The organism is Bradyrhizobium sp. BR13661 (assembly GCF_029892425.1).
Lineage (GTDB): Bacteria > Pseudomonadota > Alphaproteobacteria > Rhizobiales > Xanthobacteraceae > Bradyrhizobium.
The window spans coordinates 43416-64413 of the sequence record NZ_JARXWB010000012.1; the positions used below are offsets into that span (position 1 = coordinate 43416).

The following is a 20998-nucleotide window of genomic DNA, read 5'->3' on the forward strand; positions in this document are numbered from 1 at the left end:
CGCGTCCAAGGCGTCGCAGACGCACTCAGCGCAGCGGTACTACCGTGCAGTTGGAAGGTGTCGAGCGCTGGCCAAGTGCGCCGTAGGCACGGCCGCGAGCCTGATGTCTGTCACCATCCTTCCTCGTGTCTATTAACCACGGGCATACCCAATTGACCTAAATTCTGCGGCGGCTCCGCTCCCGAGATGTTGCGTTTGTATGACCTCGCGTATTTCCCCTGAACAATTGGTCGACGCACCGGAAGCCTCGGGCCTTTATGCCATTGCAGCACTGGCCGGGTACTACCGCATCGCCGCCGACCCTGCACAGCTGCTGCGGGAGCTCGCGCTGCACGACCGCCCGGCCACAGCCAGGGATCTGGTGCTGGCCGCCAAGCTCGTCGGCCTGAAGGCCCGTCTTGTTGCCTTCGGCAAGCCGGAACGGCTCGCCGGAATGCCAGTGCCCGCGATCGTGCGCCTGAAAGGCGCCGGCTTCGCCATTCTGGCCGGCCGCGCCGGTGCCGAAACCTGGCGGACGGTCGACCCCATCTCTCATGTGGCGCGCGAATGGGGCCTGGACGAGCTGGTCGCGGCCATCGAGCCTGAAGTGCTTCTGGTCACGCGCCGGCTCGGCAACGGCATTGATCCCAAGACGTTCGGCTTCCGCTGGTTTCTCCCCTCGATCTGGCGCTATCGCAAGCCGATCGGCCATGTGCTGCTGGCGACGTTCTTCGTCCAGATCTTCGCGCTGGTCTCGCCGCTGTTCTTCCAGGTCGTGGTCGACAAGGTTCTCAGCCATCGCGGCTATTCCACCCTGTTCGTGCTGGTCGCGGGCCTGGTGCTGATCGGACTGTTCGACATCACCCTGCAATATTTGCGCACCTACGCGCTGGCTCACACGACGAACCGTATCGATGTCGAGCTCGGAAAGCGCCTGTTCCGTCACCTGACGCGTTTGCCGGTTTCCTATTTCGAGACGCGTGCGACCGGACAGACCGTAGCGCGCGTGCGTGAGCTCGAGAGCATTCGCTCCTTCCTGACCGGCCAGGGGCTTTTCTCCGCACTGGATTTCCTCTTCGTCTTCGTCTTCATCGCAGTCCTGTTCGCCTATTCCTGGAAGCTGACGCTGATCGTTCTCGCGACGATCCCGCTCTATCTCGTCATCGCGGCGCTGGCGCGGCCGTTCCTGAGCGACCGCCTCAACGAGAAATTCAATCGCGGCGCCGAGAGCCAGCAGCTTCTCGTCGAAGCCGTCGTCGGCATGCAGACGATCAAGGCGGCGGCCGTCGAGCCTGTTGTCGCGACCCAATGGGAAGAGCGGCTCGCGGCCTATGTCCGCTCGGCCTTCTCGGCGACGATGCTTGGCGCCAAGGCGCAGAACGCCGTTCAATTCGTCAGCAAGATATCGAGCGCCGCATTGCTGCTGTTCGGCGCCAAGGCGGTCATCGACGGCGAACTGACCGTCGGCGAACTGGTCGCCTTCAACATGATCGCCGGGCAGGTCGCCCAGCCGATCCTGCGCCTGTCCCAGCTCTGGCAGGACTTTCAGCAGGTGCAGATCTCGGTCGAACGGATCGGCGACATCCTGAACACGCCGCCCGAGCACACGCCGACCGGCAATACGTCGCTGGCGCCGCCTCGCGGACAGATCGAGTTCAAGAACGTCACGTTCCGCTACAAGCCCGGTGCGCCCAGCATTCTCAAGGACATCTCGTTTGGAATATCACCGGGAAAGGTCGTGGGAATCGTCGGTCCATCCGGATCCGGAAAATCCACGCTGACCAAACTGATCCAACGCTTCTATGTTCCCGAACAGGGACAGATCCTGCTCGATGGCGCGGATCTCAGTCATCTCGATCCTGCCTGGCTGCGCCGCCACATCGGCGTCGTCCTGCAGGACAATCTGTTGTTCAACCGCTCGGTTCACGACAACATCGCCTTCGCCAATCCCGCCATGACGCGGGCGCAGGTGATCGACGTCGCCCGTCTTGCGGGAGCAGAAGAGTTCATCGGCAAGCTGCCGCAGGGTTATGACACCATGCTGGAGGAGCGCGGGGCCAATTTGTCAGGCGGCCAGCGCCAGCGGATTGCCATCGCCCGGGCGCTCGCGACCAATCCGCCGATCCTGATCTTCGACGAGGCGACCTCGGCGCTCGATTACGACAGCGAGCGGGTGATCCAGCGCAACATGCGCCACATCGTCAAGGGCCGCACCGTCTTCATCATCGCTCATCGGCTGGCCGCCGTTCGCGATTGCGACACGATCATCGGCATGTATGAGGGACAGATCGTCGAAGCCGGGACGCACGACGAATTGCTGGCAAGACCAAAGGGCCTTTATGCGCATCTTTGGGCCATGCAGGGCGAAAGGACGCCGGCATGAACGCGTTCGTGTCTCTCGCAAAGTCTCTTGGTTCTTCGTCCAAGCCGGTCGCGACATCGTCGGTTCGGCAATATCCGACCCATCCTGACGACATGGAGTTTCTGGCGGCTGACCTCGAAATCATCGAGACGCCGCCATCCCCGATTCGCAGACGATTGATCCTGACGATCTGCGCCTTCGTCAGCACCGCGCTCGTCTGGTCCTGGGTCGGACGCGTCGACATCGTCGCCGTCGCCCAAGGCAAGATCAAGCCGAAGGGGGATGTCAAAGTCATCCAGCCGCTCGAGACCGGCAAGGTCGCAGCCATTCATGTCGAGAACGGGCAGAAGGTCAAAGCGGGCGATGTCCTGATCGAGATGGACACCGGCGATGCCAGGGCGGACGAACTCGACATGGCCGGTACACTCGCGGCCTGGAAGGCGGAGACGGTCCGGCGGCGAACGGCCATCGACGTTGCGCGAACGCCAGCACCTCTGACACTCCCAAGGATCACCTGGCCGGACGATGTTCCCGCGAGCAACCGCGTTCGTGAAGAACAGGTCCTGTTCGACGATGTCAGCCATTTGCTGGCGACACTCGCCGGCATCGACGCGCAAACCAGCCAGAAGAAGATTGAACGTGACCGGCTCGATTCGACGATCGCGGCGCAACGCGAATTGATCGATACGCTGCAGCTGCGGGTCGAAATTCGTGGGACCTTGGTTGAAAAGGGCGCAGGATCGAAGGTGGCGCTGATCGACGCGCTCGAGCGGGTTCAGACCGAGAAGACGACGCTGAGCACCCAGATCGGCCAGCGCGACCAGGCAGATGCCAACCTCTCGGTGCTGGACCAGGAGAAGCAGAAAGCGATTTCCGCCTTCATCGCCGAGAACAGCCAGAAATTGGCCGACGCCAAGCGCCAGGTCGACGATTACGAGCAGCGTCTCGTCAAGACACGCCTGAAATCGGGGCGCCTGGCGTTGATCAGCCCGATCGACGGTGTCGTCATGGAGCTTTCGGTCACCACGATCGGACAGGTCGTCGGCGGCGGCGAGAACGTCATGCGCATCGTGCCGCGAGACGCCAAGCTCGAAATCGAAGCCTATCTCGCCAACAAGGATGTCGGCTTCGTCAAGCAGGGGCAGAAGGCCGTCATCAAGCTCGAATCGTTCCCCTTCCTCCGCTACGGCACGATTTCGGCGACGGTCGACCACGTGGCGCTCAATGCCATTCCCGAACCCGACGCCCAGGCGGCGGAAAGCGATTCAACCAAGGCCAACCGCTCGGTGAAGACTTTCGCCGGCGCCCAGCGTGTTCAAAACCTGGTTTTTCCGGTGAAGCTCACGCCGGACAAGACGACGATGGCGATCGATGGCCAGACCGTGCCGCTGATACCGGGCATGACGATCAACATCGAAATCGCGACGGGAAGCAGGCGCATTCTCGAATACCTGTTCTCGCCTCTCGTCGAGACGGCCTCGGAATCCTTCAGGGAAAGATAGCTCCGTGCCTTCACATGATCCGCGTGTAGGCTGTGACCATCGTGTAGTCCTTGCGCGGGCCCGACACGACGTGGCGAATGACAAAGCTGCCGTTTGAGCGGAACGTGTAGGTCGACCGATAATGGTCGAGATTGCACAGATGGCTCGCGCTGCCGCTCAACGCGCCGGCTTCGGATGCCGACAGCGAGATGGCGTGGAACTGCCGCAACGGGGTCTCCTTGAAGAGAACCTCGAATCCCCGGTCGGTTCTGCGGAAGACGTACTCGCGAGACGCCTCCAGCTCTGTGCCGTTCTGGAGCCTGAGGAGTCCCTGTTCGCGATAGGCCAGGCTCTTGGCGTCCAACGGCGTGAAGGTCGCAAGGCCCTGCATGCACCCCTGGCCTTCGATGCCCCGCGCGAACGACCACGAGCCGGCCAGCCGCGCCATCACCTCGGAGGCCTCGCCCCAACCATCGATCGCCGCTTCGTTCATGTCCTTCTCAACCCAACAGCGCTGCGCCGGGACTGCGCGTTCGACTTTGCCGGGCCAGTACCTATATCGTGGACGAATGCGTGTCGATGCAGCGAGCAAGTGATGGCCAGGAGACCCGCGACCGAGACGGACGCCAACGACCTGCCCCGCTATTTCGTCTGGGTCCGGGGCCTCGAGGGGCCCGAGCCGCAGAAATGGGTCGACATGGAGTTCGGTATCGGCGACTGGAAGCGTCCGCTCGTGCTCGCCTGGCTGGAACTGCCCGCGGACGAGCGGCGCCTGCCGCTGTCGATGCTGGCGCGGCGCTATCCGCCGCCGCGGGTGGAGTCGTTGTAGGCGCGGCCTCACCTGCCCCGCGCCGCCGTCGGCGTCAGGCCGAACCTGCGGCGAAAGCAGCGGTTGAAATAAGAGAGATCATTGAAGCCGCAGGCAAAGGCAATGTCGCTGATGCGTCCATCGCGATGGACGAGCAAATCGGCGGCCTTGCGCAGCCGCAATTCGGTCAGGCGCGTGGTGAAGCCGGCGCCGGCCTCGAACAACAGCTCGTTGACGTAACGTTCGGAAAGACCGGCCGCGATGGCGAGCTTCTGCGCAGAAAAGTCCGGCTCGTGGAAGCGCGCCTCCAGCACCGACAGCACGGCTTTCAGCCGCACCGCGCGCAGGCCCCGGCGCCGCGCCGCAACGGCCACGTCGCTGCGGGCCCCCAAGCCGATCGCGGCGAGATCGATCAAATGAGATGCGATCGCCATGCCGGCCTCGTCAGCGGCGGCGGGATGGCGCAGCAAGAGATCGCTGTAATCCATCGCCAGCGACAGCGCGCCGCCGGGCTCGAGCTCGCGTCCGACGAGGTCGTCCAGATCAGCAACCATCGCACGCAGCGAGTCGACCGGCAGATGCACGTTGGTGAAGCGCTTCTGGCTCGCGCCGTCGGCGGCGAAAAACGGCTCGTCGAGCTTGAGCAGCACGATCGATCCCGGCCGCATGGTGAATTCGCGGCCACGATGGATCACCTGTGAGGGACGATCGCCGGTATTGCGCGCGAGGCAATAGCGGTCGTCGCCGGTCTCGATCACCTGGCGCTTTTCGCGCCGCACCGTGACGAAGCTGCCGTTGCAGCGGCCGAGCATGGTGGTGCCGATATGGATCGAGTTCATCGTCGCGCGAAACGGCACGTCGGAGGCCGGATCGAGCTCGCCGGTGTTGGAAAAATGCTCGAACAGCTCGGCGAAGCGGATGAAGCGCTGCCGGTCCGACAGGTCCGACGGCAGCATCTCGGTCGACAGCGACTTCCTGATGACAGACATCGCGAACGGCTTTTCGAGAATGACTTTTCCAAGTTTCTTCAAAAAAGAAACTGAGCACACGCCAAGCCTTGCGGGCCGGAAATGAACGCCCACCGAAACCGGCGCGCCAAGCTATCAGCACGCTGACATGAATCAAGTCGCGCCGGTCAGTCCAAGCGGCAGGCCAACCGGCGCCGGACAGTCCAAGACGGGCCGGACGCCCTCATCCTATTCAATCGGTGGATGCGAGATCCCGCCAAATGCGAATCGCGTCCGGGCAACCGGGCGGCCCCGGCCTGACGCCCGCTGGAGGAGACAACGACATGCGAACCTCTCTCACCCGCAGCCTCGTGCTCGGTGGCGCCATCGCAACCAGCCTTTGCATCGGCTACTCGCTCGGCGCGCAACCGCACATGGACGAGGCGGTGGCGATCCTGCAATCGGCCCGCGCCGAGCTCGCCAAGGCCGAGCCCAACAAGGGCGGTCATCGCGAACGGGCGCTCGGGCTGATCGACCAGGCCATCGCCGAGGTCCGCGCCGGCATCGCGTTCGCAGCCACCCACTGACACGGCACGGACCACACATCATGATGCGACCCCTCTTTGCCGCAGCGCTTGCGCTCGGCGCGATCGTCAGCTCTGCCCAGGCCATGCCGCTGGCGCCGTACGGCGCGCAGGGCCGTGGCGATGTCATCGCTGTCGCCGGCGGCTGCGGCGCCGGCTGGCACCGCGGTCCCTACGGCGGCTGCCTGAGAAACTACGCCAACCCCGCCGCGCATGCCTGCCCGCGCGGCTACCATATCGGGCCCGGCGGCGCCTGCCGCGGCAACGGCAAATAAGAGTTCACTGCTGCTGCGCAACACGGGGATGCCCGGGCTCGCCCGGGCATTTCGCTTGCCAGCCGCGCCGCGGATGTCGGACGCGGCGTCGCCGCAGCTCCCGCGCCTCTGCTAGATTACCAAGGACTGCGTGCCCGTCAGTGACGGCGTCGTGCGCGTCGGAATCAACGTCCAGTCGACCGAGCCCTTGAGCGTGATCGTGAGATCGCGCAGAAACTTCGCGTCGCCGAAATACCAGGAGTGCGAGGTGGCCATGTCCGCCGCCGGATAGGTCGCATGGAAATGGTCGGAGCAATTGACGTTGACGGCTTTTGACGGCGCGTCAGAGGGCAGCCCTACACGGCCGACGCGCGGCGAAAGCCCGACGCGCTTGACGTTGGAGATCTGCAAGACCTCGTCATAGCCGTTGAAGAAATTGGTCAGGCGATAGCAATGCCGATAGGTGCTTTCCGTCTCGGGATCGTCGGCCGAGAATGATGCCGCGGATACGTCACCTGCGATGAGCACGAGTTGGCCGGCCGTCCAGGCCGTGGCAGTCGCCTGGCCGTCGTCGGCATGATCGAACGCCTCGCGGATGAGAAACGCCCCGGTTGAATGACCGAGGACATGGACGTTGATGTCGCACTTCTCCGCCTGCGCTCGCACGAACAGCTTGATGCCGGAGCTGACGAGGAGAACGGATGCCGCGCGCGCTTTGTCACGATCCGGAAGGTAGGCAAGCGGCAGATCCCCCGAAGGCCAGTCGAAGCTGATCACCGGGCAGGCAAATCCGTTTGCCGTAAGACCAGCCTGGATTTTTCTGTGACGATCGTCGACGTTGTCGACGGTGCTGTTGTAGCCGTGGACGAAGAAGAGAATGTCGCCACTCGGCCCGTCATTCGGAAATTTCGGGTCGGGCTGAAACAGCGCCATGATTTGCCGCAGCCATTGCATTTGCGGAATCTCATGCCCGGGCGCAGGTGGTTGGCCGTCGGGAACGGCGAGGTAGCGAACGGGGCCGAGGTTGTCGGTAAAGGCGCCACTCGCAATCTTCCGCAAACTAATCCAGTATTTCATCGCGATACCCCAAAATGATTATGCCTGAAATCGTTACGGCTCAAAGAATGGATGCCGACGCTGCGAGAGCAAATCGCGCGATCGAAACGATCGCCACATCTGTTTTCGGACCGTAGATGCAACCACCGGCACCGTCAATCCAAAGGTGTATTGAGCCCCTCTCTCGCCCCTCGCAAGCCCCCCATCATTGCCGCGCTCGCTACACCGCGGCGCGCCGGTCACAAGCCGGCGCTTGTCCGCTTTTGGAACAACGACACGATTGACTGTGCACTCCGTTGTCGCAATCGTGCGCGCAAATTCGAGATTTTGTGACATTCCATCTTGCACAACGAAAGATTGCGAGGCAGTCTGATCACGCGATACGCATAGGCATTGCCACCCGACATTTTATTCGTGGCAATCGCAGAATTTTTTGATCGACCCGGTCACGCTCGGACATGCCGACCCTGGCCGACGGCTAGCTGTGCTCACTTGAGATATTTGGAGCGCGCGTATGAGCATCGATTGGAGGCCCGCCAGGAGCCTTGAAGTCCTGCTGAGGCAGGTCAACGAGATGGCGCCCGGTCGCGACAAATCGAGCGACGGAATGCTCGGCGACCAGTCCCACCAAATGCGCAAATCCGATCACAACCCCGATGCCAACGGCGTGGTGACCGCGATCGACATCAGCCACGATCCGGCTCATGGCGTCGATGCGGGCGATCTCGCGGAAACGCTCCGCCAGTCGCAGGACAAGCGCATCAAGTACATCATCTCCAACCGCCGGATCGCCTCGAGCCTCGTCTCGCCCTGGCAATGGCGTACCTACGACGGCGCAAATGCTCACGAGCATCATGTTCATGTCTCCGTCATGGACACGCCGAGCCTCTATGACGATACGACAGCCTGGCAGATCGATCCCAACCTCATGCGGCGCGCGAAGATCGTGCCCGAAGCCGTAGCTGGCAGCACCAGCCGTTGCACCAACATCACGGCGACGGTGTTCGGCGGCAGCGCCGACAAGGACCAGAAGGGCGCCTATGACGGCCATCGCATCGATGATGTCGAGCTTGGCGTCGCCCTGCCGGCTCGCTTCTCCGGGCCGCGTCCTCAGGTTCGGGTCACGAACAGGGCGAACGGCAAATCCGTGGTCTGCAACATCGTCGATGTCGGACCGTGGAACATCCGCGATCCCTATTGGGAGAAGGGCGCAAGGCCGCAGGCCGAGTCCGGGACCGACCTGACGGGACGCAAGACCAACGGCGCCGGCATCGACCTGACGCCGGGCGCCGCGCGCGCGATCGGCGTCCCAGGCAAGGGCGTTGTCGATTGGGAATTCGTCGGCGCCGGGCAAGGCCCGCAAGCGAACCCGGACGCTGTGCTGGCAATTGTCACACTGCTGCAAAAAATCGCGAAGGACGGAGCCATCAAGATGCCGCTTTCAGCCGACGACGTCAGTACCCTTCTCCAGCAGCTGATCAAGACTCTCGGCGGTCAAAATCCAGCGCCCGGGCCGGTGGCCCCGGCACCTGCACCGGCGCCGGACCCTGCTGCCGATCCCACCGCAGCGATCATTGACCTGATCGCAAAGCTGATCGTTCCGGCGATCAGCAAGCAGATTCCGCAGCTCGGCCAAGTGAATGGCGCGCTGGGACAGACGATCGGTGATCTCCTCAACGGCAAGAAGACCGCGCTCGGAATCTTCGGCACGCTGGCCTCATGGCTTACGCCGGTCATCGGCTCTCTCTTCGGTGGCTCCGGCGTGGCAGCCGGTCTGGGGGCCGGCGCTGCGGCCGGCGCAGGCGGACTGGCGCTCGTTCCGCAGATCGGCGTGCCGATCTTCATTGCCATGACGCTCTGGGGCATCCTCGGCAAGATGGAGAAGTGGAACCAGGGCAACGTCCCTTTATCGCAACCGAAATAGCCGGCGCGGAGGCGAGACGACATCACGGAGGTGGAGGCATGACCGACACCACGCAGAACTACTACACCAAGACCGATGCCCAAACGCTGATCGACGAGGAGAAAGCCTTCATCGCGGATCACCGTGCGAAGGATGGGCGAAACGATTGGTATGGGCTCGCGCTCTCCGGCGGCGGCATCCGATCGGCGATCTTTTGTCTCGGCGCGCTTCAGGCGCTCGCGGCCAAGAACGTGATGCCGAGCTTCGACTACATGTCGAGCGTGTCCGGCGGCGGCTATGTCTCGGCCGCACTGCAATGGCTGTGGCGAACCGATCCCGGGACTGGAACATCGGAAGAAGGCTTTCCATTCGGGGCGACCCGGAGCTATCGCAGCGGCGACGATACCAAGGACAGTCGGCTCGCCTATCTGCGCTCGCACGGACAATACCTCATCCCTGACGAGCAGATGTCGATCTGGTCGCTGACCGCCGTGGTCATCCGCACCCTGTTTTTGAACCTGTCCGTCTGGCTGCCGATCGGCGCGCTGGCCTATATCATCATGATGCTGCTGTTCCGGCTGCTTGAAAAGATTCCGTACATCGACAAGCTTCCCAATCTGCTGGCATTCGTGATGGCCTCGCGCTGGCGGAATGACTGCGAGGGCGATGCGCTGGCAATTTGCAAGGGCGCGGCCGAGACAGCTTCCGCTGCGGCTTCGGCAGCGCATATCCCAGGTGGCGCCCAGATCTGCACGGCAGCGACCAGCCTTGCTGCCAAGGCAATGCAACCCGATTGCTTCTGGAAGCTCGATCTCTTTTTCGAGATCTGCCTGGTCGCCGGTCTCCTGTGCATCCTCCGTTTTGCACTTTGGGCGATCGGATTCTCGCTGGATACACGCATATCTCCGAAGCAGGACGTGACCCCGGACCCTCGGCTGCGCAAGCTTTGCGGCATGTTTTCCCTGCTCTGCGGCCTGGTCTTTCTTGGGCTGACCGTCGGATTCAAGATAATGGGGTTGCCGGTTCTGGATCCCGTCTCCTTCGCGATCGCCGTTCTGTTTCTCACCTTCTCTTATCTGGCGGCGGTTCTCTATCGGCTTCAGAAACCGAACCAGCAGGCCTCTCCGAATTATGATTGGCGACGAAAGTTCGAGGTTACGGCCGGATTGTGGCTGCCGTGGATCACAATCCTGATCGCGCTCGGCACGGTCCCCGTCATTCCCTACTTGCTGATCAACAAAGCGGGCTTCGCCGTGAAGGCAGCAGCCGCTGTCGGCTCGCTGGCGAGCGGGCTCTATGCAGGTGTCTTCGGCCACCAGGCCCAGGCCTCCCAGAGCGCACCGACCGACCTCAGCAGATGGATCCTGATGGTCGCCTCGGCGATCTTCATCTACTCCATCGCGGTCGTCGCCTACAGCATCGCGCAGTTCTGGTTCGCTCCGGAATTCCTGCTGAGCTCGGACGACAATCTGCTTGGATCCAATCTGATCCGTGGCGTCATCACCGCTTCGATCTTCATCGCGCTGGCGATGGCATTCTTCACGAACATCAACTATGTCGGGCTGCATCGCTTCTATCGCGACCGTCTGATGGAAGCCTTCATGCCTACGCCTGAAGCTGTGGCTGGCAACGTCGTCGACCTCTCACCTTCGGCCGATCGGCTGTCGATGGCCGATCTGTGGCCGCCGCCGCCAAACCCAGACAGGCTTGCGCAACTGCGCGACATTCCCTACCCCATCGTCAATACCAATGTGATCCTGATGAACGATCCCGATCGCCTGCTGTCATGGCGGGGCGGCGACAATTTCATCGTGAGTCCGCTGTTTGTCGGCTCGTCTGCGACGGGATGGGAGCCGACGCGCTCCTATATCAGCAAGAACGGTCCAGTGTCGGTCCCCTCGGCGATGGCGGCCTCCGGCGCGGCAATCAATGCCAACGCGGCCTATGTCGGTGCCGGCGTCACACGCGATCGGCTGGTCTCGATCGTTCTGGTGCTGCTCAATCTTCGGCTCGGCATGTGGGCAACGTGTCCTGATGATCATGCCCCCGGCCGGCTGAAGCATGAGCCCAACCATTGGTCGCCCGGTTTCCGCTACGGCCTGACCCGCACCGGCTACAAATCCGACAGCGACTTCGTCGAGCTCACCGATGGCGGCCACTTCGACAATTCCGGGATCTATGAGCTCGCGCGCCGGAAATGTTCGGTCATCCTCGCGATCGACGGCGAGGAGGATTCCAAGATGGCGCTGCCGGCGCTTTACTCGGTGGCGCAGCGCGTCCGCGAAGACTTCAAGGCCGAGATCAACCTCGACAAGGTCTTGGATGGTCTCATTCCGGAGGAGGGCATTGGCTATCCGAAGGGGGTGAGTTTTGTCATCCGCCCGTATTTCGTCGCTGAAATCAAATATGACGGCGGCAGCCGCGGCGTCCTGATCTACGTGAAGCTTTCGCTGGTCCAAGGCCTGGGATTCGACGCCCTCGGCTACCGCGCGCAGCACGCAGATTTCCCGCACCAGCCGACCATGGATCAGTTCTTCGTGCCTGAACAGGTCGAGGCCTACCGCATCGTCGGCTTCGCAAACATGGACAAGGCCATCGACGACCTTAGTCTCGGGCGCGGCCACATCAATACAGACGCGGTGCTCGCAGCCTTCAGAAGCAGACAGCAACCGCAGCCGCCGACGCAGCCACCCCCGCCGGCGACGCCGGGGCAAGCTCAGACCGGCTAATCGGTCAGCCCATAGACGTCGAGCCGGCCGTTATAGGTCGGACGATAGATCCGGCCTTTCCAGACGATCGGGCGGTTGAACTTCGGATGCATGAAGGCGTGTTCGGGGCCCCAATTCTCGCTGTCCCAGATCACCTGCAGCCGCTGCGATCCATCCGGATTGGCCGCGAAATTCTGCGCGTCATAGACCAGGAAACGGCCCGGGCTGAGCAGCATGTTGCTGTCCTGGTAAGGCACCATCGCCACGATGATACCGTCAGCGCCGTTGTTGGCGGCGAGTGTGATGCTCCAACCGGGCATGCCGCCCGGCGGCCGCGGCGATTGCGGCGAGGCGATCTCGTTGGATCCCGCGAGATAGACCGTGGTCCCGTCGGCCGCGATCGACCAGGCGCGCAAGGCACTGTTCTCGCCGCCGACAAAATGCATCGTGCCGTGAATGGCGGACGGGAACAGCAGCGGCGAGCCGTGGAGATGCCGCGTTGCGCCGCCGGGAAACAAGTTCAATTGCGTCGGCGAAGGCGGTGCCGGCGGCACGGCGGGGTCGAAATACGTATAGAGAATCGGCGGCATGCGCAGCTTGGCGTAGTTCGCGGCAAAATGGCCAGCGGCGAGATCACCCGGTTGCGTGGAGCCGAGCGCATCGGCATTGCCGGTGTAGAGAATGCCGTCCTTGCCGGCCGCCAGCACGACGTGAGCCGAGGCGACATAGACCGGGCCGCCCGATCCAAAATCCTGATCGCCCCACATCGACTCGTTCATCGCGTCCATCTGCTGCGCGACGACAGGCGCGAGCTGGGCGTCGAGGGCATGCGGTCCGGACGTGACGGCAACATGCGCCATCTCGCGGGCATGGACCGGCTTCAAAGCCATTCCCATCCGCTTGGCATGGCCGATCACGGTGGTCAGCGAGACGTTGGACGGCAACGCATGCTCGTCATCGTCCTCGACAAGCGCTGTAGCTGTCGCGCCGACCCTGACAGCATCGGTCCATGGCGACCACCACGACACGACCTCGAAATGCGCATGTGGCCCCGTGTGCAGGGCGAGCCGCACGATGCTCTCGCCGAAATCGCCATGTTGCGGCGAGAATGCGCCGTTGCCGGTGATGACATAGATCGCGCCGTCTGGACCGACCGCCGGCCCCGCACCGCTCTGCCACAGTCCGCCGCCAATACCTGTCACGGTCGAGCACCACGCGGCGGCAAGACGCCAGGCGCGAACATCGACCGCAATGAGCCAACCTCGCGCGGTCTTCGACGTCTCGGCAATCGTGCCAAAGGGAATCAGCACATGGCCTCGCGTCAGCGTCAGCGCGCTGCGCTGCTTGCGCTCGGCCGAGACGAATCTCTGCGCAGGCAGACCGCCCGGCGGCGCGTAGACCGCACCCTCGAGGTTCAACAGCCCGTGCACAAGCGAACCATCGCTGATCCGCAAGCCTGCGAGAAAATGCTGCCCCCTGGCGACACTGCCGTCGTCACTGATCCAGGCGCAGGCATAAAGAATACCGGAGGCCTCGTCGATCACGGGGGTCGAGAGGATGCCCCAATTGACGTTGGTCAGATGGCCGTCGATGGCGCGTGTTCCGACGATGGGACGGCCGAGATTTGTCGCCCAGACCTTGTCGCCGGTCGCAGCATCAAACGCATAGACCCAATTGCCCATCGTGGCCTGGAAAATCAGGTCGCGGGTCCTGCCGTCGGGCGTGTGCACGCCGCCGACCGCCAGCGGCTGTGCCTCGAGCCTGGGATCGTCGGGAATGGGAATGCTGAAGAGTTTCACGATTCCCTTGGTGCGGACGGCGGTCGCCGTCAGCACTGTCTCGGCATTGTTCGTGCCTGATCTGGCGAGGTCATAGCCTCGGGTGGTGACGGAGCCGGCCATGATCAGGCTCCCCAGGCGAGCAGGCTGCCGGCTGCGATCAGAACGGCTGCCGCGAGCGCCCGCGCGTCACGCAGGCCCGCGCCCCACCAGTTGAGGACGGCAGCGCCGCAGGCAAAGCCGACCCCGGCCATGATCGCGCTCGACAGCGCAGCAAGCACCGGCGCTTCGTTCGTGCGCGACACGACATTGTCGATCGCCAGCAACGGCGGCAACACGTAGAGCCAACCCGGCGCCCTCGACAGACGCGGCGCGACAGGCAGACCGACGAGAAGCGCCGCTCCGCACGCCAGCAGCAGCATCGCGGCAAGCCCAAGCGGCAGACTGACGCCGAGTGCCGAGCCGAGCCCGTCGCAGAGGCCGAACATCAAGGCGAGCGGGAGAGCGTGCCGTGCCGGCACAACGAAGGACAATGCAAACGCGGCGATCAGGCTGTCCGCGGACGTCCACAACAGATGCAATGACATGAGGTCCTCTCAAATGATTTGCGGAGCAAGGTAGGTGACGTCGATCGAAAACGCCGCGCCGTGCTCCGGCAACTGCCGACCTGCGACGCGAATGTGATGTTGGCCAGTCGCACCGGCGGTTCCCTCAGCGCTGACATGGTCCCCGCTGCAAACGGCCTCGACCACGCTGTGCCCCTGCGCATCGGTGATGGAGACCTTGAGCGATCCATCGGACGCCACGCCGTGGCGATCGAGACTGACGCCAAGGGCAATCTTGCTCCCCTGCCTGACCCATATTTGCCCGGGCTCGTGCTCTACATTGGTCGCGGGCGGCGTATCGAGATCCGCCGCGCCAAAAATCGTCTGCGTGGTGGGACGCGACGGCCTGACCGACGCAACGTTCAGGCCGGCGCGCGAGAAGCAGAGATAGCTCTGGCCCCTGCTGAAGGCGTTGCTGGGAATCGTGAAGGTCACGACGCCGTTTCCGTCTGTCCTGACATCGTCATGATGACCGCTATAGTCATGCAATTGAACGTTGGCGCCGAACGCGGTCTGGCAGCTGATCGTACGCGCATTCATGGTGTCGAAGTTCAGCGCCGTCAGCAGGCCAGGCGCCCCTGTTCTCTCGATCACGATGACCTTGTCATCGTGAAAACGGCCGCTGGTCGGCCCGTTGGCGAGGTGCTCGTGGATCCAGACGAGATTGTCGATCCACGGTTTCAGCCCGTAGGCGCCGGGCCAGACGCTGGCCGGGAAGTAGTCCTTGCCGTAGACAAAAGGGTAGCCTTCGATCGACAGCAGGAACGCATAGGCGAGCAGCTTGTTGCTGATGACCTGCTGTCCCGGCGAGGTATCGGTGTCGGGATTGTCGACGAAGGTGCAGGTCAGATCGGGCCGCCAGCTCGTATAACCGGCGCCATCCAGCACGCGCGCATTGCCGCCATCGCAAGCGGATTGCAGCGCCCAATGCAGCGGAAAGTCGGCGACCAGCGACCGGCCACTGAGCGGCGGCTGCGTCGCCCACCCGTTGAGGATCGCGCGATTGCCGTCGAAATACTCCGAGTAGAAGAACTTCGACGCCATCACGCCGTGGGTCATGAACTCGCGCACGAACGGCGCCCAGGTGCCCTTGACGTCGTCGAAGCGCGCGCCATCGGCGCCGGTGGTCCGAAACACCCATTCACCGAAATCGAGCGCATCCCCGATCGTGACGCGCGGCGGGCGGCAATGCTGATAGGACAGCTCGCGGCCGAATGGAAAATCGTTGGGCGGGCTCGGCACATCATCGTCGGGCAGATCGTCCGGCGGCACGCCGCGAAACCATCCGGGCGAGGTGGTGTGACGTCCGTTGAGCGTGTGCCCGTCCGCCCCGAGATAGCGGAACACGCCCGGGCCGCCGTTCTCGCCGATGCGCTGATGCAGAACGAGATCGAGATAGACGTCGATGTCGCATGCGTGGGCGACCGCGACCAGACGCGTCAACGACGCTCTGGTGCCATAGCGCGTGGCCACCGAGCCTTGCTGGCTCTTGCTGCCGATATCGCGGGGATCGAACACGCCGTAGCCGTCACAGCCCGGCCCGGCGCCGCCTTGCACCTTCGAGGTCGGCGGCAACTGGATTGCGGTGAAGCCGACATTGCGTAACGCGCGAAGATGAGCGGCGAGGAAGTCGAGCAGCCAGGGCGCCCCGCGTCCGTCAACCGGCGCCGGCACGGTCACGCGCTCGCCGTGCGGACCGAAGAAGCGTCCCCAAGCTAGCAGCGCAACTCCCATGACGCGGCCTCTGGCTGGCTGCGTCGATCATGCCTTGCAGGACGATCATCCGGAAGTTGAAAATTGAGGCAGGCGCCCCCAAAGGACGAACCGCCGCTCACGATCGCGTGCGCGGCGAAAGTGTCACGCGTTAGTCGTCATCGGGACCGAACAATGTGAACCCGCCGCGCGGACGGCGGATCACAACATCACGAGTATCGGAGTCTGCGCGAACGTTGCGCGCAACGTCATCCCAATCGGTCTGGTCGCGCCCGCCGCGTGCATCGCGCTGGTCATAATGGCGTCGTTCGGCCCAGCGCTCGCGGCGCTCTGCCCGGCGTCGTTCGGACGCGGCGCGTTTCACGTCAGAATCCCTGGCCTTGGCATAGGCGTTGTCAGGTGAGGATGCCGATTCGGTCGAAGCCCGTTGCTCGACGGGCTTTGTCGCTTGCGGAGGTGAGGCAAGCCCCGGCTTGGGCGGCTCGACCGCGGCCGTTGTCTGCGGAGGCGGCGGCGCCGCAGGTTCAGCGCTCGCCTGAGTGGCCTGCGCATCGGGCTTGGCTTCGCCCTGCGCCTGCGCGGGCGCCGCGATCACGGCGCCAAAGGATTGCGAGCCCGTGAGATATCGGACGCGCTCCGACGGCGCGCTCGTCGTCGCCGGCGAGGCGGCTTCCGCGCGCTGCGCCATCTTGCTGGTGTCCGGCCCCTGCTTGGGCGCGACTGGATTCATGATGTTGCCGGCCACGATGCCGCCGCCGAGACCAATGGCGATGGCTGCGACGATCGTTCCGGCACCGACGAAATAGGCTGTCGTGGCGCGCATTGACCCACTCCTGTTTGGAGCGGGCAACGCCTGTCGATTGCCGGATGTTCCTGATAAGCGCGCGGTTCCCAGGAGGAACCCAAGCCTTGAATCTAGCGCCTCAGATCTGCTGCGCGACCTTCTCGAGCCCGATGACACGAGCGAGCTTGCGCACTTCTTCCTTCTGGTCGTCACGCAGCTGGAACAGCAGCGGCATCGCCGCCGACTTCAACTGCTGGACCTCGTCGCAATTCGGATCGATCTGCACGTTCGGCCCGTTGGGATTGGAGAGCTTGTTCGCCGAGATCTTCTTGACGACGTTACGCAGCGCGGTTTCGACCGAGGGCCAGTAATATTCCTGCGACGACGACAGCTTCAGGCGATCCCTGATCCCGGCGATCTGCACGTCGGACAGCAGCGAATAGGTTTTCTGCGGCTGGGGCTTCGCGACGGCCTTCGGCTTGGGCGCGGGCTCGATGGCCGCAGTGGTGTCCGCGGCGGCGGGCGCCTCGTTGATGTTCGCCTTGGGCATCGGAAAATCAGACGGCGTCGCCGCGGCAAAGGCTTGGCGCAGCGGCTCGGTCAGGGCGGGAGCCTGCGAAAGCTGATCGGCAGGAACCTGGACGGGGTTAATGGCGGCAGAGGCCAGCGCCAGGGTCGGAACCAGCCGGTCGGCCTTGGCGGCGCGGTTGGCGGCGAGCGGCTTGGGCGGAGCCTGGGTGATCATCTCGGCACTGACGCTGGGCACGCTGTCGCGGCCGAGAATGGCAGTGGTGGCGGCACCGAGGACGAGGATACAGGTCAGCACGGTGATGGTGATGGCTCTGGACAAACGTCTCTCCGGAAGGACCGCTTCACGATGTTGTTAGAGATGCCCGGGAAAAAGGCACGAATTATGGCTTGAGTGTGCCTTTGCGGCGACAATCATCATGCTCACGGCGACCACCGCCAAAAGTCATTTGAAATCAGGCAGCTGCCGCCAGATCATAGGCGTCCTGGATGTCGGCGACGATCTCGGAGGCCTCCCAGACCGCGCGCGGCTCGACCGATTGCAGCGTTACCGTCCAATTGCCGCCCCGACGGGTGCGGGGAACGCTGACGATGTCGAAGCGGACATTGCGGCACAGCGGGTGGCGGGCCAGCGCATGGGCGACGCGGACGCGGATTTCATCCAACGTCGCGGCGGTCTTGCTGTTGAGAAAATCGAAATCCATCGCCTGTCCCTCTCGGTCCTGATTGGCGGCCGTGAGGGGGATTGTTGGCGGGGCTTGGTTAATCTGCCGTTAAGTCCAGGCTTGTTCAGCCATGCGGGATTAACCGTGCTGGGCGGCGCGTAGCGCTACCACCCCCTTGCTTCACGGTATTCCGCGGCCGTCCGGGCAACGAGATCATCGACTGCCATGACGCCTGTGACACCCGAAGTCGAATGGCCGCCGCTCCAGATATCGCGCCAGCGCTTGGGCCGGTTCTCCCGCGCGCCGACGTCGATGTCCTTGCCGATGTCAATCGCGCCGCGCGCCGGAAGGTCATCGGGATCGAGACCGGCCGCAACGATCGACGGCTTCAGCATGCTGGTCTGCAGGCCCGTGAACGCGGTCGTCAGCAAAATGTCGTCGGCGCTGCTCTCGACCAGCATCTGCTTGTGCCGCTCGTCCGCCATGCTCTCGCGCGTCGCGATGAATTTCGTGCCCATGTAGCCGAGATCGCACCCGAGCACTTCAGCTGCGTGCAAAGCGCGGCCATCGCTGATGCCACCGGCAAGCACGATGATGCCGTCGTAGAACGCGCGCACCGCACGGACGAAGGCGAAGGGATTGAGCCAGCCGGTCTGCCCGCCGGCGCCCGCGGTAAGCAGCACGAGTCCGTCAGCGCCCGCTGCGACCGCGCGCTCGGCGTGGCGGATGGAAGCAACGTCAGCCAGCACCAGCGCACCGGAATCGTGCAGTGGCTTCAACACCGGAGCGGGCGAGCCAACCGAGGTGATGACAATCTCGGGCTGGTGCTTGAGCAGCACGGCGAGATCCTGCTCGAGCCGCGCATTCGAACGGTGCACGATCAGGTTCGGACAGAGCGGTGCAGCCTTGCGGCCGGCCTGATCCTCGTGCTGCCGCAGCCGTGTTGCGATCTCGTTGAGCCATTCATCGAGCTGTTCCGTATTGCGGCAATTCACGGTGGGGAAGCTGCCGATCACGCCGTTACGGCAAGCCGCGACCATGAGCTCGACGCCCGACACCAGGAACATTGGCGCGGCAATCAGCGGCAAGTTCAGACGATCGTGAAATCGTTGCAGTCGAACCGATGCCACTCATGCCTCCCTGCGCGGGCTTTGTCGTTCCATCCCGCATTCTCTGTGCTAGCGTTGCACACAAACATTGGCACGCGAAACGCCAATGAAGAAGCAACGAGGAAACATATGTCCGATCTGCTCCACGCATCATCCCCAACTTGCGCGCAGACGCTGCGGGCGCTGGCGCGCTATCCCGATCGCACTGCATTCTCATGGCCCGGCGGATCGCTGAGCTATCAGGGCACGCTCGATCTGATCGGACGCCTCCAGGGCGTGTTCATGCGGCTCGGCCTGCAGCCGGGCGCACGCGTCGCTTTCCTCACCGCCAATCGTGCCGACACCTGGTGCGCCGGCGTCGCGGCCCAACTGTCGCGATGCTGCGTCACCTGGCTGCATCCGCTGGGATCGCAGGGCGACCAGCTGTTTCAGCTCGAGGATTCCGAAGCCGAAGTGCTGGTGGTCGATGTCGCCGCCTTCCGCGATCGCGGCGGCGAACTCGCCGCGAAGGCCCCGCTGCTCAAAGCGGTCTTCACGATGGGGCCCGCCGATTACGGCGTCGATCTGCTGGCGGCGGTCGAGGGCGCGGGCCATGCCAGCGCGCTGTGCCTCGCAAATCTCGACGATCTCTCCACGCTGAACTACACCGGCGGTACGACAGGCAAGTCCAAGGGCGCGCTGCGCTATCACCGCGAGAACGCCGGAGCCGCCGGTGCGATCCTCGCCGACTTCGAGATCCCCGACGCCGCACGCTATCTCACCGTCGCCCCGATCAGCCACGTCGCCGGCACGAAGGTGCTGCCGACGCTGATGCGCGGAGGCACCGTGCACATGCTGAAAGGATTCGATCCCGAGGCCGTGCTGGCGACGATCGCGCGCGAGCGCATCAACTTCACGCTGTTCGTGCCGACCATGATCTACGTGCTGCTCGATCATCCCTCACTTGACAAGACCGACCTCTCTTCGCTCGAACTCGTGCTCTACGGCGCGTCCGCGATGTCGCCGAGCCGGCTGGTCGAGGGCATCGAGCGCATCGGTCCGGTGTTCTCGCAGCTCTATGGCCAGACCGAATGCTATCCGGTCTCGGTGCTGCGCAAGAAAGATCACGATCCCAGGACACCGGAGCTGTTCTTGTCGTGCGGCTTCCCGATCGCCGCCTGCGAGGTGAAGATCCTCGACGACAACGACCAGGAAGTGAAGACGGGCGAGGCCGGCGAAATCTGCGTGCGCGCGCCGCATGTGATGGCGGAGTACTGGAAGCGGCCTGACATCACTGCGGAGACGTTGAAGAACGGCTGGGTTCACACCGGCGACATCGCGCGTCAGGACGAGCGCGGCTACATGTTCATCCTCGATCGGAAGAAGGACATGATCGTCACCGGCGGCTTCAACATCTTTCCGCGCGAGGTCGAGGACGTGCTCTCGCAACATGCTGACGTCGCGATGGTCGCGGTCGTCGGCATTCCCGACGAGAAATGGGGCGAAGCCGTCACCGCCATCGTCGTGCCGCGCGAGGGCGCCAAGCCCGATCCGGACGAACTGATCAATATGGTGCGGACCCGAAAGGGTTCCGCGCATGCGCCGAAGCAGATTCAGTTCGTCAAGCAGCTGCCGATGACCGGCGTCGGCAAGGTCGACAAGAAGGTGCTGCGTGCGGGCTTCTGGAGTGGCCGGGACCGGATGGTGGGATAAACCCCCTGATTGCGGCGACGGGTTCGGACTACACGCATCGCG

General features: G+C 63.7%; 18 protein-coding genes. 8 read left to right on the plus strand and 10 right to left on the minus strand.

Annotation, left to right across the window (positions count from 1 at the left end; translation table 11 throughout):
- Positions 1 to 199: 199 nt before the first annotated feature.
- Positions 200 to 2362, plus strand: coding sequence for a type I secretion system permease/ATPase (locus tag M2427_RS20280; protein WP_280708353.1), 2163 nt, complete (start codon positions 200 to 202; stop codon positions 2360 to 2362).
- Positions 2359 to 3843 carry an HlyD family type I secretion periplasmic adaptor subunit gene (locus M2427_RS20285; RefSeq protein ID WP_280708355.1) on the plus strand — a complete coding sequence of 495 codons (1485 nt, stop codon included), beginning with the start codon at positions 2359 to 2361 and terminating at the stop codon, positions 3841 to 3843. The genes M2427_RS20280 and M2427_RS20285 overlap by 4 nt, the downstream gene beginning before the upstream one ends.
- 10 nt (positions 3844 to 3853) lie before the next feature.
- Here M2427_RS20285 and M2427_RS20290 read toward each other — a convergent pair whose 3' ends face one another.
- Entirely contained in the window at positions 3854 to 4315 is a 462-nt protein-coding gene (locus M2427_RS20290; RefSeq protein ID WP_280708356.1) for a DUF6314 family protein, read from the minus strand.
- A gap of 102 nt (positions 4316 to 4417) precedes the next feature.
- On the opposite strand from M2427_RS20290, the gene M2427_RS20295 reads away from it, so the two are divergent.
- The gene (locus M2427_RS20295) at positions 4418 to 4651 is read left to right on the plus strand and encodes a hypothetical protein (protein ID WP_280708357.1); all 234 of its coding nucleotides are present in this window, start codon (positions 4418 to 4420) and stop codon (positions 4649 to 4651) included.
- 8 nt (positions 4652 to 4659) lie between these two features.
- On the opposite strand, the gene M2427_RS20300 is transcribed toward M2427_RS20295, so the two are convergent.
- Complete coding sequence (locus M2427_RS20300) at positions 4660 to 5619, minus strand: AraC family transcriptional regulator (protein ID WP_280708359.1); 960 nt, start codon at positions 5617 to 5619, stop codon at positions 4660 to 4662.
- A 302-nt stretch (positions 5620 to 5921) separates the two neighbouring features.
- Between M2427_RS20300 and M2427_RS20305 the strand changes: the two genes are divergently transcribed.
- Together M2427_RS20305 and M2427_RS20310 are read left to right on the plus strand one after the other, a co-directional pair.
- Positions 5922 to 6164 carry a hypothetical protein gene (locus M2427_RS20305; protein ID WP_280708360.1) on the plus strand — a complete coding sequence of 81 codons (243 nt, stop codon included), beginning with the start codon at positions 5922 to 5924 and terminating at the stop codon, positions 6162 to 6164.
- A 20-nt stretch (positions 6165 to 6184) separates the two neighbouring features.
- Positions 6185 to 6436 carry a hypothetical protein gene (locus tag M2427_RS20310; RefSeq protein ID WP_280708361.1) on the plus strand — a complete coding sequence of 84 codons (252 nt, stop codon included), beginning with the start codon at positions 6185 to 6187 and terminating at the stop codon, positions 6434 to 6436.
- Positions 6437 to 6547: 111 nt separating this feature from the next.
- On the opposite strand, the gene M2427_RS20315 is transcribed toward M2427_RS20310, so the two are convergent.
- Positions 6548 to 7492, minus strand: coding sequence for an alpha/beta hydrolase (locus M2427_RS20315; RefSeq protein WP_280708363.1), 945 nt, complete (start codon positions 7490 to 7492; stop codon positions 6548 to 6550).
- 493 nt (positions 7493 to 7985) lie between these two features.
- Between M2427_RS20315 and M2427_RS20320 the strand changes: the two genes are divergently transcribed.
- Entirely contained in the window at positions 7986 to 9395 is a 1410-nt protein-coding gene (locus M2427_RS20320) for a hypothetical protein (protein ID WP_280708364.1), read from the plus strand.
- A gap of 38 nt (positions 9396 to 9433) precedes the next feature.
- The gene (locus tag M2427_RS20325; RefSeq protein WP_280708365.1) at positions 9434 to 12103 is read left to right on the plus strand and encodes a patatin-like phospholipase family protein; all 2670 of its coding nucleotides are present in this window, start codon (positions 9434 to 9436) and stop codon (positions 12101 to 12103) included.
- Here the strand turns inward: M2427_RS20325 and M2427_RS20330 are convergent.
- The 7 genes from M2427_RS20330 to M2427_RS20360 all read right to left on the minus strand — a co-directional run bounded on the left by M2427_RS20330 (position 12100) and on the right by M2427_RS20360 (position 19285).
- Complete coding sequence (locus tag M2427_RS20330; protein WP_280708366.1) at positions 12100 to 13983, minus strand: hypothetical protein; 1884 nt, start codon at positions 13981 to 13983, stop codon at positions 12100 to 12102. The two genes, M2427_RS20325 and M2427_RS20330, sit on opposite strands and share 4 nt — an antisense overlap.
- Before the next feature lie 2 nt (positions 13984 to 13985).
- On the minus strand, positions 13986 to 14447 hold the full coding sequence (locus M2427_RS20335) for a hypothetical protein (RefSeq protein WP_280708367.1): 462 nt from the start codon (positions 14445 to 14447) through the stop codon (positions 13986 to 13988).
- 9 nt (positions 14448 to 14456) lie between these two features.
- On the minus strand, positions 14457 to 16199 hold the full coding sequence (locus tag M2427_RS20340; RefSeq protein ID WP_280708368.1) for a hypothetical protein: 1743 nt from the start codon (positions 16197 to 16199) through the stop codon (positions 14457 to 14459).
- Positions 16200 to 16329: 130 nt separating this feature from the next.
- A complete protein-coding gene (locus tag M2427_RS20345) occupies positions 16330 to 17001 on the minus strand; it encodes a hypothetical protein (RefSeq protein ID WP_280708369.1) in 672 nt (223 codons plus the stop codon).
- 100 nt (positions 17002 to 17101) lie between these two features.
- Positions 17102 to 17812 (minus strand): hypothetical protein, encoded by a 711-nt coding sequence (locus M2427_RS20350; protein WP_280708370.1) that lies wholly within the window; start codon positions 17810 to 17812, stop codon positions 17102 to 17104.
- Between the two features lie 133 nt (positions 17813 to 17945).
- On the minus strand, positions 17946 to 18194 hold the full coding sequence (locus M2427_RS20355; protein WP_194479426.1) for a hypothetical protein: 249 nt from the start codon (positions 18192 to 18194) through the stop codon (positions 17946 to 17948).
- A gap of 125 nt (positions 18195 to 18319) precedes the next feature.
- Positions 18320 to 19285 carry a nitronate monooxygenase gene (locus M2427_RS20360; RefSeq protein WP_280708372.1) on the minus strand — a complete coding sequence of 322 codons (966 nt, stop codon included), beginning with the start codon at positions 19283 to 19285 and terminating at the stop codon, positions 18320 to 18322.
- A gap of 108 nt (positions 19286 to 19393) precedes the next feature.
- Here M2427_RS20360 and M2427_RS20365 point away from each other — a divergent pair, with 108 nt between their 5' ends.
- Positions 19394 to 20956 carry an AMP-binding protein gene (locus tag M2427_RS20365; RefSeq protein ID WP_280708373.1) on the plus strand — a complete coding sequence of 521 codons (1563 nt, stop codon included), beginning with the start codon at positions 19394 to 19396 and terminating at the stop codon, positions 20954 to 20956.
- The last annotated feature ends 42 nt before the right edge of the window (positions 20957 to 20998 follow it).